The 14,680-nt window shown below is 74.5% G+C and carries 12 protein-coding genes and 1 pseudogene; 5 read left to right on the top strand and 8 right to left on the bottom strand.

Translation table 11 applies throughout. The features are described 5' to 3' along the window. Positions 1-71 precede the first annotated feature (71 nt). Together ACGFXC_RS01840 and ACGFXC_RS01835 are read left to right on the top strand one after the other, a co-directional pair. Complete coding sequence (locus ACGFXC_RS01840; protein WP_393708488.1) at positions 72-683, top strand: carbonic anhydrase; 612 nt, start codon at positions 72-74, stop codon at positions 681-683. Positions 684-691: 8 nt separating this feature from the next. Beyond that, positions 692-1,555: pseudogene (locus ACGFXC_RS01835) on the top strand (DMT family transporter); the annotation flags it as partial. A 102-nt stretch (positions 1,556-1,657) separates the two neighbouring features. Here ACGFXC_RS01835 and ACGFXC_RS01830 read toward each other — a convergent pair. The 7 genes from ACGFXC_RS01830 to ACGFXC_RS01800 all read right to left on the bottom strand — a co-directional run bounded on the left by ACGFXC_RS01830 (position 1,658) and on the right by ACGFXC_RS01800 (position 8,684). Next, positions 1,658-2,998 (bottom strand): transglycosylase family protein, encoded by a 1,341-nt coding sequence (locus ACGFXC_RS01830; protein WP_393708486.1) that lies wholly within the window; start codon positions 2,996-2,998, stop codon positions 1,658-1,660. A gap of 510 nt (positions 2,999-3,508) precedes the next feature. Then, on the bottom strand, positions 3,509-5,590 hold the full coding sequence (locus ACGFXC_RS01825; protein WP_393708484.1) for an FG-GAP-like repeat-containing protein: 2,082 nt from the start codon (positions 5,588-5,590) through the stop codon (positions 3,509-3,511). A gap of 70 nt (positions 5,591-5,660) precedes the next feature. Beyond that, the gene (locus ACGFXC_RS01820; protein ID WP_393708482.1) at positions 5,661-6,302 is read right to left on the bottom strand and encodes an aspartate/glutamate racemase family protein; all 642 of its coding nucleotides are present in this window, start codon (positions 6,300-6,302) and stop codon (positions 5,661-5,663) included. Further along, positions 6,296-6,637, bottom strand: a complete 342-nt coding sequence (locus tag ACGFXC_RS01815; protein WP_393708480.1) for a GNAT family N-acetyltransferase — start codon at positions 6,635-6,637, stop codon at positions 6,296-6,298. Before ACGFXC_RS01815 ends, ACGFXC_RS01820 begins: the two co-directional genes overlap by 7 nt. A 14-nt stretch (positions 6,638-6,651) precedes the next feature. Beyond that, positions 6,652-7,071, bottom strand: coding sequence for an aspartate 1-decarboxylase (gene panD, locus ACGFXC_RS01810; RefSeq protein WP_393708478.1), 420 nt, complete (start codon positions 7,069-7,071; stop codon positions 6,652-6,654). 702 nt (positions 7,072-7,773) lie between these two features. Next, complete coding sequence (locus tag ACGFXC_RS01805) at positions 7,774-8,100, bottom strand: hypothetical protein (protein ID WP_393708477.1); 327 nt, start codon at positions 8,098-8,100, stop codon at positions 7,774-7,776. After that, entirely contained in the window at positions 8,097-8,684 is a 588-nt protein-coding gene (locus ACGFXC_RS01800) for a hypothetical protein (RefSeq protein ID WP_393708475.1), read from the bottom strand. The genes ACGFXC_RS01805 and ACGFXC_RS01800 overlap by 4 nt, the downstream gene beginning before the upstream one ends. A gap of 1,243 nt (positions 8,685-9,927) precedes the next feature. Here ACGFXC_RS01800 and ACGFXC_RS01795 point away from each other — a divergent pair. From ACGFXC_RS01795 to ACGFXC_RS01785, 3 genes are all read left to right on the top strand, one after another. Continuing rightward, the gene (locus ACGFXC_RS01795; RefSeq protein WP_393708474.1) at positions 9,928-10,686 is read left to right on the top strand and encodes a DUF4142 domain-containing protein; all 759 of its coding nucleotides are present in this window, start codon (positions 9,928-9,930) and stop codon (positions 10,684-10,686) included. A gap of 9 nt (positions 10,687-10,695) precedes the next feature. Next, positions 10,696-12,105, top strand: a complete 1,410-nt coding sequence (locus ACGFXC_RS01790) for a DUF1996 domain-containing protein (protein WP_393708472.1) — start codon at positions 10,696-10,698, stop codon at positions 12,103-12,105. A gap of 103 nt (positions 12,106-12,208) precedes the next feature. Then, positions 12,209-13,033: an RNA polymerase sigma factor gene (locus tag ACGFXC_RS01785; protein ID WP_393708470.1), complete on the top strand. Its 825-nt coding sequence runs from the start codon at positions 12,209-12,211 to the stop codon at positions 13,031-13,033. 104 nt (positions 13,034-13,137) lie between these two features. On the opposite strand, the gene ACGFXC_RS01780 is transcribed toward ACGFXC_RS01785, so the two are convergent. Next, positions 13,138-14,430: a PucR family transcriptional regulator gene (locus ACGFXC_RS01780; protein WP_393708468.1), complete on the bottom strand. Its 1,293-nt coding sequence runs from the start codon at positions 14,428-14,430 to the stop codon at positions 13,138-13,140. Positions 14,431-14,680 lie beyond the last annotated feature (250 nt).

The raw sequence follows: 14,680 nt of genomic DNA, 5'->3' as shown, positions 1-14,680 counted from the left end.
ACGCCCGGAACCAAACCCGTTCCCGTGCGCCTCACCCACCGCGAGCCGGCCGTCACGGTATGGATTGCCCCGTGACGCTCCGTACGCTCCGTGACACGGCCACCGCCGAAGAGGCGCTGCGCCTGCTGCGCTCCGGAAACGACCGCTACGCGACGGGCCGGCCGCGCCCGGCGCGGGAGGACGGCGTGCGGCGGCGGGCGCTGGCCGGCGGGCAGCGGCCGTACGCGGTGGTGCTCGGGTGCATCGATTCGCGGGTGCCGCCGGAGCGGGTCTTCGACGTGGGGCTGGGCGATCTGGTGTGCATCCGCACGGCCGGCCAGGCCCTGGACGAGGCGGTGCTCGGCAGCGTCGAGTTCGGGATCGCGGAGCTGGGCGTACGGCTGGTCGTGGTGCTTGGGCACGAGCGGTGCGGGGCCGTCTCGGCGGCCGTGGAGCGGGTGCGCAGCGGTCGGGCGGTGAGCGGGCACCTGTCCCGGGTGATCGACGAGCTGACTCCGGCCGCCCGGACGGCGCGGTCGCTGACGGGCGACTGGGTGGAGAACGCGATGACCGCCAACGTGGACCGGGTGCGGCGGACCCTGCGCGCGGACCGGGCCTTCGATCCGGCCGTGGTGATCGGGGCCCGCTTCGACCTGGACACCGGCCAGGTCTCCTTCGGGGAGGCGACCGACGGGCTCCGGTGACGCTCCGCATGGCTCGGGGGTGCGCTTCCGGGGAGGCGCGTACTCCTGCTGGTGTATGCCGGGAGGATGACTCGACCGTCGATCAAGAAGACTCGGGGCGGATGAAGTGCGGGCCCGAGTGGGGCATGGTGGATTTCATGAGCACCCTGGCCCTCTCGGTCCTCCTCTGCCTGGTGTCCGCCGTCGCGTACGCGGGCGGTGCGATCGTCCAGGAGTACGTCGCGGCGAGCTCTCCCGACGGCTCGTACGCGCCGCTGCGCCGGACCGGCTGGTGGGTGGCCGTCGCCCTCAACGGTCTCGGCGCGCTGCTGCACGTGCTGGCCCTGGCGTACGGGCCGCTGAGCCTGGTCCAGCCGCTGGGGGCGCTGACCATCGTCTTCGCCCTGCCGATGGCGGCCGTTTTCGTGGGGCGCCGGGCGGGCGGCGCGGCCTGGCGCGGGGCGGTGCTGGCCACCGTGGGGCTGGCCGGGCTGCTGGCGCTGACCGGCGGGGACGGCGCGGGCCGGGAGGCGCTGGCCGGCGCGGAGCGGAGCCTGCTGCTGTCGGTGACGGCGGGCGGGGCCGCCGTGCTGTTCGCGGCTTCCCGGCGGGTGCACCGGCCGGTGCTGCGCAGCGTGCTGCTGGCGACGGCGGCCGGTACGGCCTTCGGCATGGCCTCCGTGTTCACCAAGTCGGTGGCCGAGAGCTTCGAGGCGGGGGCGCTCGTCGGTCTGTGGCCGGACCTGGCGGCCATCGCCGCCCTGGCGGCCGGCGGGCTCCTGCTGTCGCAGGCCGCCTACCGGGGCGCCGGGCTGACCGCGCCGCTCGCCACGGTGACCGTGGTCAACCCGGCGGTGGCGGCGGCGGTCGGGATCTCTTTGTTCGACGAGGGCTTCCGGTACGGGACCGCGGGCGCCCTGGCCGCGGCGGCGAGCGCGGTGGTGGCGGCGGCCGGCCTGGTGCTGCTCACGGCCGTGCCGCCGCACGTGCGGGGGTCAGATGCCGACGCCCTTGCCCCGGAGGTACTTGAGCGGGTCGATGTCGGAGCCGTAGCCGGGCGCGGTCCGCATCTCGAAGTGCAGGTGGGGACCGGTGGTGTTGCCGGTCGAGCCGGAGCGGCCGATCCGCTGCCCTCCGGAGACCTGCTGCCCGGCCTTGACGCCGAGCGCCGAGAGGTGGGCGTACTGCGAGTACCGGCCGTCGGCGTGCCGGATGACGACCTGGTACCCGTACGCACCGGCCCAGCCGGCCGACTCGACGGTGCCGGGGCCGACGGCCTTGATGGTGGTGCCGGTCGCCACCGGGAAGTCGACGCCCGTGTGGTAGCCGCTCGACCAGGACGACCCCGCGACGTGGTAGGCGGTGCCGAGGGATCCGTCGACGGGGGCGGTGAAGCCTCCCGACGCCGGCTTCTGCTCCGCTGACGCGGCCTTGGGCTGCTCGGCGGGCTTGGGCTTCGCGGCCGGTTTCGCCGCCGGTTCGGCGGTCTGGCCGGCCTTCCCCGCAGGTTCCACGGGCTTGACCGGTTCGGCGGTGCGCGGCGGCTTCTCCGGGTTCTGCGCGGGCGGTGCCACGGGGGCGGTGGTGACGCGGAGGGTGAGCCGCTGCCCCGGGAAGATCATGTCGGGGTTGCCGCCGACCGTGCTCCGGTTCGTCTCGTAGAGCGCCTGCCAGCCGCCCTCGACGTGCTGCTCGGCGGCGATCGTCGACAGCGAGTCCCCGGAGGCGACGACGTACGGGTTCGGCAGGACGGACGTGCCGGTCGGGGTGGGCGTGACCACCGGGGCGGGAGAAGCGGCGCCGGCGCCCTTGCCGGACGTACCGGGTGCGCCGGTCGTGGCCTTCGTCGCCTGGAGCCGGTCCATGGGCGCCTGCTGCCCGGGGACCTTGGCGGTGGCGCCCGCCGGCTTCGCACCGGTGGCGGGGGCCGGCTTCGCACCGGTGGCGGGGGCCGGTCCGCTGCGGCTGAGTCCGGACTGCGGTCCGCAGACGGGCCAGGCCTGGGGGCCCTGCCCCTTGAGGACCTTCTCCGCGACCGCGATCTGCTGGTCCTTGGTCGCCAGGTCGGCCCGCGCGGCGAAGGCGGTGCCGCCGAAGTCCCGCCAGGTGCTCTGGCTGAACTGCAGCCCGCCGAAGTAGCCGTTGCCGGTGTTGATCTTCCAGTTGCCGGTCGCCTCGCACTCGGCGACCTTGTTCCACGTGTCCACGGAAGCGGCCTGCGCCGCCCCCGCGCCGATGAGCGGGAGCGCGATCCCCGCACCGCCCGCGGTGACGGCGAGCGAGGCCCGGTTGATGCTGCTCGGCTGGTACCGGCGGTGCCGGCCCCGTACGCCCATGGGAGCCCCCTTGAAGACATCAGGAACCGCACAACCTAACGTCACCCCCCGCCCCTGACAAGAGCCGCAACCAGCCGGAGGCGGAACGGAGTTGGGGCGGCCGAACGGAGGGTCGGGGCTCGCGCGGGCGGGCGTACGGGCTCGGGCGTACGGGCTCAGCTCAGCGGGCCCGGCTGCGGGATCGGCGCGGGTCCGGGCGGCGGCGGCACCGGATCGGGCTCGGGGAACGGCGTGGGCACCGGCGGCACCGGGCTCGGCCCGGGCGGGACCGGGGGCGTCGGAGCCGGGGGCGTCGGAGCCGGGGGCGTCGGAGCCGGGGGCGCCGGGACCGGAGGCGTCGGGACCGGGGGCGGGGGCACCGGATCCGGCTCGGGCACCGGGGGCTGCGTCTGCTCTGCGTTTCGCACCATGGGTCCCACCTTCCCCCGATCCGTTCCCGTACGCCCCCGGACACGGCGGTGCCCCCGGCGGGGTTCGTCCACCGGGGGCACCGCCCTGCGCAGGGGCCCGTCAGCCCAGGGGCACCGCGGTGGGGTCGACGCCGGTGGCGGTGCCGCGGAACAGCACCGTCGTGCCGTCGGCGCGAGTGGCCCAGAGGTCCGCGAAGCCGTCGCCGGTCACGTCGCCGGCGGAGCCGAGGACGGGGTGGGGGGCGCGGCCGAAACCGGAACCGATCTTGGCCTTCGCGGCGGAGCCCCAGGCGGTGACGTCCTGCCCGCCGTCGGCGCCCTTGGCCCCGGTGACGCTCAGCAGGTCGCCGGTGGCGTCCTCGCGCAGCCACAGGTCACCGGCGCCGTCGCCGTCGGTGTCACCCGGGCTGACGACGGTGTACGCGTCCCAGCCGGTGCCGCCGACGGACACGGGCGCCCCCAGGTAGCCCACCGGGCTGGCGAGGTACGTCCACAGCTGCCCGCCCTGGCGCACCAGGAGGTCGGCCAGGCCGTCGCCGTCGACGTCCCCGGCGGACGCGAGCTGCTGTGCGTCGGACCAGTGGTCGTCGGCGGGGCGGAGCGCCGACACCTCCATGCGGTCGACGGGCGCGACCGCGCCGAGACCGGTGTTCGGGTAGACCCACAGCTGCCGGGCCCCGGACGGGCCGGGCTCCAGCACCACGAGGTCGTTGTAGCCGTCCTGGCCCCAGTCGCCGCCCGCGACGATCTGCGCGGCGGGGTCCAGGGTCACTCCCGCGTCGACGGGCGCGGCGAAGGCGCCGTCACCGCGGCCCGCGCGGAACTGGAGGCGGCCGTCGGCGGCGAGGGTCCACAGGTCGCGGCGACCGTCCCCGTTGAGGTCGCCGGTCACGTCGGGGTGCGCGGCGCGGACCGCGTAGAAGAGGTAGTTCGCCGTGTCCGAGCGGTTGCCCGCCCTGTCGACGCCGTATGCGTACACGCGCTGCGGGCCGGTGAGCAGCGGGGTGATCGTCGCGCTGCCGCCGGGGGTCACCGTACGGCGGACCGCGTCGGAGTCGGACCAGTAGACGATCTCCGCGAGGTCCTCGACCCCGCCGGTGGCGAAGGTGAAGGTGCCCGGGGTGCGCGCCGCTCCGGTGTGGGCGGGCTGCCCCTGTCCGCCGTCCGGGAATTCGGGCGAGCTGATCACGGGGGGCGCGGCGGGACGCGTACGGTCCACCGAGAAGGCGCAGGACGGGGACCAGTCGGAGCTCTGCCCGGCGGCGGCGTCCGTGCCGCGGGCCCGCCAGGTGTAGTCACCGCTCGGCAGGTCGGTGTCCGCGACGGACCAGGTGGCCGGACGGCCCTTGGTCGCGGGGATCGTCATGGCCCGCGGGGGCGTGGCCGAACCGGCGGCGAACACCTGGAACTCGGCCGCGAGGGCGCCGGTGTCCGGGCCGTCGACGGTCGCGGACAGGCCGATCCGGGTGTTGCCGATGAGCCCGCCGGTGCACGGGGTCGCCGGGTCGGTGCCGAGCCCGGAAACGGTGGGCGGGACGGCGACGGTGGTCTGGAGGGCGGCGCTCTTCGGATCGAAGCGCTTCCAGGCGGAGGTGTCCTTCTCGTCGGCCGCGTAGAGGCCGACGGTGACGGCGGTGCGGCCCGCGGCGGCCGCGTCCCGCAGCAGCGCGGTGACGTCGAAGGCCAGGTCCCCGGCGGGGCAGCCGGGACCGGCGCCCCGGGAGGCGGTGACCGTGGCGAGCCGGGTCACCTTGGCGGGCTGCTTGTTCCAGCTCGTCCTGGCGGTGACGGCGCCGGTGCTCCACAGTTCCACGGGCTCGGCCGCGCAGGTGGCCGACGCGGTGCCGCGCAGGCGCAGGGTGGCCCCGGTGACCCGGGCGCCGGCGAGGGCGGCCGTGTCGATCTGGAGGAAGGAGCGGGACAGGCCCTCGCGGCCGCCCTCGTTCCCGGCGCGCAGCGCCTCGGCCGACTTCCAGTAGGTGGTGTCCGGGTGCTTCTTGGCCACCCGGGTCCAGCCCGTGACGGACACGGCGGACGTGGCGGCGGTGGCCGGCGCGGCGGCGGCCGTCGGCGCGAGGACGGCGAGCCCCGTGGCCGCCATCCCCGCGGCCAGCGCGAACGGGAGCGCGCGTCTGTGGACCGCTCCCGTCCGGCCCCCCGGCCTGGTCTTCTTCACGTTCATGACCCTCCCCAGGTCTCGCTGATGATCAACAGGACCCTATCCGGAGGCATCTGATCCGAACATTTGTTTTCTATGCCGGACGCGGCTCCGCGAGCAGCAGCGCGGCGGCCAGGCCGGGGCGGGGGCTGGAGAGGACGGGCACGGGGGTGCGGACGAGCCCGGCGGCCGCGGCCATGGAGGCCTGGGCCAGGACGATGACGTCCGCGCCGGTGACGGCGTCCGCCGCCGCGGCCACGGCCGCGAGGTAGCCGTCGGTGTCACCGGCCTCGAAGCGCTCCCAGGCGCCGTCCACGAGGTGCACGGTGACGGACACCGCCCGGCCGGCGGCTTCCTCGGCCAGCAGCTCCGCGGTCGGCCCGGACGTCGAGGCCACGGTGGCCAGTACGGTGATCCGCGGCCCCGTACGGACGGCCTCGGCGGCCATCGGCCGGTCCACCCGGAGCACGGGGGCGCCGACGGCGGGCGCGAGGGACTCCGCGACCGCCCCGAGCGTCGAGCAGGTGACCAGTACGGGCCCGGCCGCCTCCGCGAGCAGCCGGCGCAGGTCCGGGACCACCGACTCCGGACCCCGTTCGCGGGCCCGGTCCAGCAGCTCCGGGACCACCACGTGCCGCAGGACGGCGCCGGGGTGGTCCCGGTCGCGCAGCGCGTCGAAGACCGGGACGTGCACCGGGGAGGTGTGGAGCAGCGTCAGGTCCGCAGCCGTCACCACAGGCCGGAGTCGCCCGCCAGCTGCGCCTTGGCGGCCTCGGTCACCCCGTCCGGGGCGCCGGGCGCCCGGTCGGGGTGCTTGGCGGCCCAGCTCGCCGCGCAGGGGCACAGCGGCACGACCGGAACGCCTTCGGACGCGGCGATCCCGTAGAAGGCCTCCACCAGCTGTCCGGCGATGCCCCGGCCCTCGTGCCCCGGCTCGACCACCGTGTGGACGGCGACCAGCGCGTGGGGCTCGGCGGCGAGGACGAAGTAGGCGATGTACCCGACCGTCTCGCCGCCCTCGACGGCGAGCAGCCGCCCGGCCCCGCGTTCGTCCCGCAGTTCGACCGCCATGTCCCCGACTCCCCTCAGACAGCCACCGCGTGGGGGCTGCGCTCCTGGTCCGTACCCGGCACCGGGGCGGACGGGTCCGACCCCAGCTCGATGATCGCATTGTCCGCGTCGACGTGGACGACGCGCGGCGCGAACGTCCGCGCCTCGGCGTCGTCGACCTGCGCGTAGCTGATCAGGATGACGAGGTCCCCGGGATGCACGAGGTGCGCGGCGGCCCCGTTGATCCCGATCACCCCGGAACCCCGCTCGCCTTCGATGACGTAGGTCTCCAGCCGCGCGCCGTTGGTGATGTCCACGATGTGGACGAGCTCCCCGGGCAGCAGATCGGCCGCGTCGAGCAGATCGGCGTCGATGGTCACGGACCCGACGTAGTGCAGGTCGGCCTGCGTGACGGTGGCCCGGTGGATCTTGGACTTGAACATGGTACGAAGCATCAAGGTATCCCTGGATCTAGGCTCCCTGCCTGCATTTTTGCAGGTCAAGGGCGGTTTCCTTACCTTACAACGAGTCGTATGTCCGGTCAGCTCTCTCCATGTTTTTGGAGGACTGATGCTGACCAATTGCTGACTTTTCTGACGCATCGGCAGGAAGGTTGGGAAGGGCTGGCCCGCTCCCTCATCCCCCACCGCGACGACGACGTCAGCCTACGCAATGACGGCCCTGTCCTCCCGAAGCTGCCGCGAAGTGACACATGGCCCTCTGTAGCAAAGCAGGGCGCGCTTTGAGGGAGCAGTTCCGCGAGGTCGGTCCGGTCACGACGGCCGGAGGGAGCGTGGGGTGCGGCAGGAGTGGGAGCCGGAGGACCCGATCGACTCGAGGCGGAGGCTCACGTCAACCTGTAAGGCCGGTTCGAACTGGGTGTGAACAGCCGTCTCGACCTGGACCTTGCGGCCACCGGGGCCACAGTGCCCAGTCCGCGCAGTGCGCACTGCGCAGGGGGATGCAGCGATCATCCCAGCGTGACGCTCCGGGCCTGGCCGGAGCCGTGCCGAGGACGACGTTGCCCCGGACGCCGAAGGGTCCCGGGCACCATCGTCAACGGCGGCAGGCTGTGCCAGGAACGGACCAGGAAAACGGTGTTGCTGTCATACGCGCTCAGCCAGGCAGCGTCACGAGCCCCGTCTCATAGGCGGTGATCACGAGCTGAACCCTGCGTCGTCCCCCAGCAGCAAGGTCAGTTGGGGGTGGAAGGCCCCGTGGCAGGAGGCGACGCCGTGGAGGTAGCCGCGACCGGCCTGTCGTACGTCGACCGCCTCGTGCAGGGCGTGTCCGGCGTCCCCCAGGATCGCGGCACGGGCACCCAGTGCGCGGGCCGCCGGGACGGCGACCGCCTCAAGGAACGGGAGGTCGGTGGTGAAGCCCAGGACCAGGAACTCCCTGAGCGGGGCGTTGTCCGGGCGTTCCCGCCACGCCCTCAGGAGGGAGACGGGCGACGCGAACTCGGTGTGCACCGAGGCCGTCATACCGCCACCTCCAGGCTCTTCAGGGCCGCCCGGGTCGGAGTCAGGGGGCCGGACCCGTCCGAGCCTGCCTCGAACAGGCCGAGCTGGCGGCCGATGGAGCCGAGCTGCGGGATCCGCAGACCGATCTCCGCCTTCGGTTCCTCGCCGATCCTGAAGTAACGGTCGTTGCGCATGTGCAGGCGGGAGAAGATCTTGAGGCCGCCCGTCCGCGGGTCGTAGCGCAGTTTGCGCAGCGCCACCCTGCGGGACTGGGCCAGCATGTCGTCCGCGAGGCGGGAGGCCAGGTCCCGGACCGGCCGGTCACCGTACTCGCGCACGAGGGCTTCCATCCACAGCGGGTCGAGGAACTCGCGCCGGTCACCGAGGTAGGCGCGCTGGGCCCCGGCGAGCAGGGGGCCCTGATGGAGCTGTGTGGCATCGGCGCCGCCACGGGCGCGGAGGCCACCCGTGAGGAGGACGCGGACGTCCCGCCAGGGAGCCGGTGCCTTCTGGAGCAGCCGGGGCTCGACCGGCAGGGAGTGTCCGGCCCGGTCGCGGACCGGCCCGAGTGCGGCGAGCGCCTCGTTGACGGTCCCTGACGGCACCTTCACACAACCAGGCGCGGAGCTCGGCCGCCGAGCGGTCCCGGCCGCCGTCCCGCCCGTCCTGCGCACCGACCTCGGTCACGAGGTCCGCCCACAGCCGGCGCCACGCGGACACGGAGTAGTGGCGCAACAACAGCCCCCGCCAGCGCGCCGCCTCGGGGACGGCGGACAGCACGGGGTGCTCGCCCAGGAGCGGGCCGAAGGCGACGGTGTCCCGCAGCGCACCGGTGTAGGAATCTCCCGCGTGCCGCGCGAGCGCCTGCGCGAGCACCCGCAGCGTGGCCCTCCGCGTCCGGTCCTTGGCCCGCCACTCTTCCGGCCGGTGGACGCCGTCGCGGGTGGCGGTCAGCAGGGAGGCGAGCCAGTCCCGCTCGGCGGCGGACGGCTCGCCCGGCGCCGCGGCCCCTGCCGCGCCGATCTCCTCGGAGCGCACCGCGGTCCGCTTCGAGCCGGCGAGGGCGAGCAGCGGCTCGAACAGGTCACGGACCTCCGCGGGGCAGGCGTGCCGTCCGGGCCGGATCCCGCCCCGGTCGTAGGCGACGATGCCGAGGACCTGTGCGGGGGCGCCGTACTGGGACCAGAACCCCCACGCGCGGGGTGAGTAGAGCCGTGCGGCCCGGTCGAGGTCGAGCCCGTCGGGGACGCCGCCGGGCGACCGCTCGATCTGTACCGCCGCGAGGAGCACTTCGCAGCGACGCAGCAGTTCACGGCAGTCCCGGGCGTCGAACCGGCGGCGCTCGGCCTCGGCCTCGGCCGCGGCGTAGAGCGCTTAGTGGCGCGCGTACTTGGTGACGCTCGACACGCCCGGCACGAGCCGGTCCACCAGCCTCCGTACGGGCCCCTCGACGGACAGGGGGAACTTGGGACTCCGATGCCCCAGACCCTCCTTGGCCCACGCCGGCCCCACTGCCTCCGCCCGCATCCCGCTGCCTTCCCCGTCGGCTGCTCCAGACGATACATCCGCCGCGGGGCACCGGTTTCGGGGTGTACCCGGCCAGGGGCCATGGAGCGGCAACTCCCCTGGTGGCTGCGGGTGTTGGGCGTGGTGACGGGGGACGGTAGCAGGGATTTCGGGGGTTGCCCGGATGTTTGTCCGATGGTGATGGTCCTTCCTCGGCAGCACCACGGGGGGCACTAGCGTCCCGTGGCACCCCAGGAGAGCGGGTGCGCACCGTGCGGAACGTGCGGGCGGCGGCCGATCCGGCCCCGCGTCTCCTGTCGGACCACGGAGCGAGGAGGCACTGTGCTGTCATTCCGGCGGCGATCCGTCAACGGCCTGTCGGTGGCGACGAAGTACACGATCGGAAGCGGACTGGTCATCGGCGCCCTGGCCGTCACGCTGCTCGCGCTGCTGATCCCCGTGTCCAAGTACGGCGACCGGGCCTCGGCGGCCACCACGGGCCCGGCGGGCTCGGCGGCCCTGCCCGCGGGGGTCGAGGACGACGGCGGCGGGATCATGAGCACCGCGTACGGGCCGCTGACCCCCGTCGACCGGGACTTCGTCCGCAAGGTACGGCTCGCCGGGCTCTGGGAGCTGCCCGCCGGACGGCAGGCCCAGCAGCGCGGGACGCGGCCCTCCGTGCGCACCGCCGGGGAGCACCTCGTGATGGGCCACACCGATCTGGACCGTCAGGTGATCCAGGTCGGCCAGGCCCTCGGCGTCGACCTGCCCGACCGTCCCACCGCCCAGCAGCAGGGCTGGCTCGACCAGATGGCGGCCGCTCAGGGCACCGAGTACGAGCGGTTGTTCGTGCAGCTGCTGCGGCGGGCGCACGGCAAGGTGTTCCAGCTCGTCGCGCAGGTGCGGGCACAGACCCGGAACTCGATGGTGCGGTCCCTGGCCACCTCCGCCAACACCACCGTCCTGGACCACATCGCGGTCCTGGAGGAGAGCGGGCTGGTCGACTTCGACTCGCTCGAGTCGAGCCCGGCCCCCGCCTCCCCCTCCTCCCCGGTCCACCAGGGGGCTTCGCCCCCCTCCCCCGTCCGTTCGACGAAGTGAAGTGATCGCATGAGTCAAAAGGGCCACAGGCGACCCCGGTTGAAACTCCTGGCGGCGGTGTCCGCGCTGGTGCTGGGCGGTGGCGGGGTCGCCGTCATCGCCGGCAACGCGAACGCCGGGCAGGACGCGGGACGTAACGGTGCGGCGACCGCCACCATCGACTGCCCGGACGTGGGCGACCGGCTGCGGGACGTACCCGACCAGGCGCGGGGCGAGGTGGACGAGAACCTCGCGCAGCTGGACGTCCAGGTGGCCGACGCCTACCGGCAGCTCGCCGCGGGGCAGGTGCGCGGGCAGGAGGTGCCCGAGGACGCGCTGTTGGGCCGGCTCCGGGACCAGCGTTCCGCGACCATCAACCGGGTGTCGGACGCGATCGGCCGCTCGGCGGGGCGTCCGGTGGGGCTGGACTCGCTGAGCGGGTGCTCGATGAAGGAGGCGCCCGCCGAGGCCGACCCGGGGGCCGACGCGGTGGCCGACGCGGCGGCGGCCGCCGCACCCGCCGGGGATCCGAACGCCGCCCGCAGCATCGGGCAGAAGCGCGGTCCGGCGCAGAGCGACTTCGTCTCGATCAACAAGGTACGGCCGAACGTGAAGACCCCCGCCGCCGGGCGCGGCGCCTCCACGGGCTCCTTCTCCTCGCAGTGCGGGCGCAACGAGAACGGCCACTTCAACCCCGACAACGTGATCGTCGCGCCGGGCGTCTCCAACGGCGCCCACCACATGCACGACTACGTGGGCAACAAGTCGACCGACGCCTTCTCCTCCAACAACAGCCTCGCCGCCTCCGGCACCACCTGCGGCAACGGCGACCAGTCCACCTACTACTGGCCGGTGCTGCGGCTGCGCGACGGGAAGTCCGAGAAGGACGCGCAGGCCCCGGGCGGCGGGCAGGACGCGAACGTGGGGACGATCCTGCGGCCCAAGCAGGTCACCATCGACTTCAAGGGCAGTCCGGTCGGCAAGGTGCGGGAGATGCCGCGCTTCCTGCGGATCATCACCGGTGACGCCAAGGCCTTCACCAACGGCACCGCGAACGCCAACGCCTCCTGGAGCTGCACCGGTTTCGAGGACCGCCAGCTCAAGGACAAGTACCCGATCTGCCCGAAGGGCAGCGACGTGGTGCGCACCTTCTCCTTCCAGAGCTGCTGGGACGGGCGCAACACCGACAGCGCCAACCACCGTACGCACGTGGCCTTCCAGGACAAGAACGGCCGTTGCCCCAAGGGCTTCACCGCGATCCCGCAGCTGGTGCAGCGCATCGTGTACGGGGTCGCCCCCGGCGCCCGCTTCGCCGTGGACAGTTTCCCGGAGCAGCTGCACAAGCCGGTGACCGACCACGGGGACTTCATCAACGTCATGTCCAACGGCCTGATGGCCAGGGCGGTGGGCTGCATCAACGGCGGGCGCGTCTGCCGCTGACCCCCGGGAACGGACGCCGGCCCGGGGTCCCCGCGCCCCGGGCCGGCGCCGTTCGCCTCCCCCCGCCCGGCCGGGCGGCGGAGCGACGAGGACGAGGAGTGCCATGTCCGGCTCTCGTGACACCACGGCCGTCCCGGGCGCCCCGGAAGGCCCGGACCGCCCGGACGAGGCACCCTCCGACGGTCAGCTCACCCTGCTGCTGAGGGATGCCGCCGGGGACGCGGGCGACGGTGCGGCCGCGGTGTGCGAGCTGCTGTACCGCCGCCACCGGCGCGCGGCCCTCGCGTACGCGCGCACCTGCTGCCGCAGCCCGCAGGACGCCGAGGACCTCGTCTCGGAGGCGTTCGTGCGGACCTTCCGGGCCGTCCGCTCGGGCACCGGACCCCACGGCCCCTGGCGCCCGTACCTGCTGGCCGTGGTCCGCCACACGGCGGTCCAGTGGCAGGAGGGCGACGTCCGGACCCTGCCGACGGCCGACTTCGACCGCTGGCCGCAGCGGGTGCCCGTCGGCGGCGATCCACAGCACCAGGTGCTGGCGGACGAGGACCGGCGGCTGGTGGCGCGTTCCTTCCGGGCACTGCCCGCGCGCTGGCGGGCCGTCCTGTGGCACACCGTCGTGGAGGAGCGGTCCCCGCGCCGGACCGCCGTGCTGTTGGGCATCACACCGAGCGCGGTGACCTCGCTGGCCTTCCGGGCCCGGGAGGGGCTGCGCGAGGCCTACCTCGGCGCCCATCTGGCCGCGGCGGCGACGGGGCGGTGCGGGCACTACGGGGGCATGCTGGGCCCGGCGGTGCGGCGCGGCGCCGGGCGGCGTCCGCGCGGGCTCGTCCGGCACCTCGCCGGCTGCGGGGCGTGTGCCGGGGCGTACGCGGAGCTGCTCGACCTCAACGCGACGATGCGCGCGGCCCCGGCACCCCTGCCCGCGTAGGCGGTCCCGCCGGACCACGCCGCGTCCCTGCGGCCCACGCGCGAACGGCGCCCGCCCGGCCTCCCCGTCGTGGGGGAGGCCGGGCGGTCGCGGTGGCGTCCGGGTCACAGGCCGTTGACGCGCGCCATCCGTCCGACGACCAGGGGGGTGAAGTCGGCGGTGACGACGCGTCCGGTCCGGCGGCCGGCCCGGGAGTGCTGACGGCGTACGTGGGCCATCAGCCGGCGGCTGCGCAGGGCCATCTCCAGTTCGAAGCGGGTCCGCGGATCGCGCAGACCGGGTCCGAAGAGCTTCTCCAGCTGCCGCATGCGGTAGCGCACGGTCTGCGGGTGCACGCTCAGCGCCTTGGCCGCCTCGGGGGCTCCGCCGCCCTCCAGCCAGGCGAGCAGGGTGACCTCCAGCCGCTCGCTCTGACGTGGGGTCAGGTCGGCGAGGGGGCGCAGCCAGCGGGCGGCCAACGCATGCGCCAGGGGCTCGTCCTGGAGGAGCAGGAGCGTGGAGAGGTGGTCGTCGACGAAGACGGGGCGGGCGTCCGGGCCGGCCCGGTGGGGGGTCAGGGTGAGCAGGCGCAGCGCCCAGCGCAGCGAGGACGCGGTGTCGCGGAGCGGGACGGCATGGCCGACGGCGGCGGAGCGGCCGCGCAGCGGGAGTTCGAGGGCCGCCCGGGCATCGGGTTCGCCTACGGGGAGCAGCAGGCACGGCCGGCCCGCGAACAGGCCGGGGAGGGCGTCGTCGAGGACGGTCGCCAGTTGCAGGGTTTCGCCGGGCGTGGCCGGCGCGATGGCCCGCACGGCTTCGGGGAGGGGCCAGCCGGCGGCTTCGGCGAGCTCCGTGAGGGAGCTGTGGGAGGTGTCGCGGTCGTCGGTGAGGGCCTTGAAGAGCTCCTGGCGGGCCCGGTCCTGCGGGGCCGTGGGCTCCGGCCGCCCGACGCCGGAGCCGTCCCCGTGGGGGTGACCGGCGCCGCGGGCGTGACCGTCCTCGTGGGGGTGACCGGCGCCGTGGGGGTGACCGGCGCCGTCGACGGGCGCGCCGTCGTGGACAGTGGCAGCGCCGTGGACGGGCACGCCGCCCCGGACAGGGGCGCCTTCGCGGACGGCGACGCCGCCCGGGACGGGGACTGCCTCGTGGGCGGGGACTCCTTCGCGGGCGCCGGGCCCGGTCTGCGGGGTGCCGCTGCCGCCGTGGCCGGCGCTGCCGTGGCCGTGGGCGCGGACCTCCGTCGGGCCGGGGTCGCGGCCGCCCTCGGGCCGGACACCGCCGTGGACGGCGTCCGCCGCCCCGTCGTGCCGCTCCTCGACCTCGTCGACCTCGTCGACCTCGTCCGGCACGCCCGTACCGAGCGCGTCCGGTCCGGTCTCCTCGTGATAGCCGAGTGCGACGAGAAGGGCATATTCCACCCTTTGCCGGAGAAGTTCGTCATCAATGGCATCGTTGTCGTCGACCAGCTCGGAAAGTCCGGGAATTCCATGCAGAAGCTCCTCCACTATCTCCCCGGCCAACGCGGGGAGTTCCCTGCGCAGGACACGGGTCCACTCGCCCCGGGGGCGGGACCAGATGCGGTTCAGAAGTTCGCACATCGTTTCCTCGTTCTTGCGGGGGTGAGGCCTGTCCGGTGGAGGGGCGACAGGCCCGTCAGGGTCGTCTGCC

The sequence above is a fragment of the Streptomyces sp. NPDC048507 genome, from assembly GCF_043199995.1.
GTDB lineage: Bacteria > Actinomycetota > Actinomycetes > Streptomycetales > Streptomycetaceae > Streptomyces.
This window is presented reverse-complemented; position numbering and strand designations above follow the sequence as displayed.

Excerpts from the sequence above, each read along its gene's own strand:
- ACGFXC_RS01830 (WP_393708486.1), bottom strand. The coding sequence starts at position 2,998 with ATGGGCGTACGGGGCCGGCACCGCCGGTACCAGCCGAGCAGCATCAAC.
- ACGFXC_RS01825 (WP_393708484.1), bottom strand. The coding sequence starts at position 5,590 with ATGAACGTGAAGAAGACCAGGCCGGGGGGCCGGACGGGAGCGGTCCAC.
- ACGFXC_RS01815 (WP_393708480.1), bottom strand. The coding sequence starts at position 6,637 with ATGGCGGTCGAACTGCGGGACGAACGCGGGGCCGGGCGGCTGCTCGCC.
- panD (WP_393708478.1), bottom strand. The coding sequence starts at position 7,071 with ATGCTTCGTACCATGTTCAAGTCCAAGATCCACCGGGCCACCGTCACG.
- ACGFXC_RS01805 (WP_393708477.1), bottom strand. The coding sequence starts at position 8,100 with ATGACGGCCTCGGTGCACACCGAGTTCGCGTCGCCCGTCTCCCTCCTG.
- ACGFXC_RS01790 (WP_393708472.1), top strand. The coding sequence starts at position 10,696 with ATGAGTCAAAAGGGCCACAGGCGACCCCGGTTGAAACTCCTGGCGGCG.
- ACGFXC_RS01785 (WP_393708470.1), top strand. The coding sequence starts at position 12,209 with ATGTCCGGCTCTCGTGACACCACGGCCGTCCCGGGCGCCCCGGAAGGC.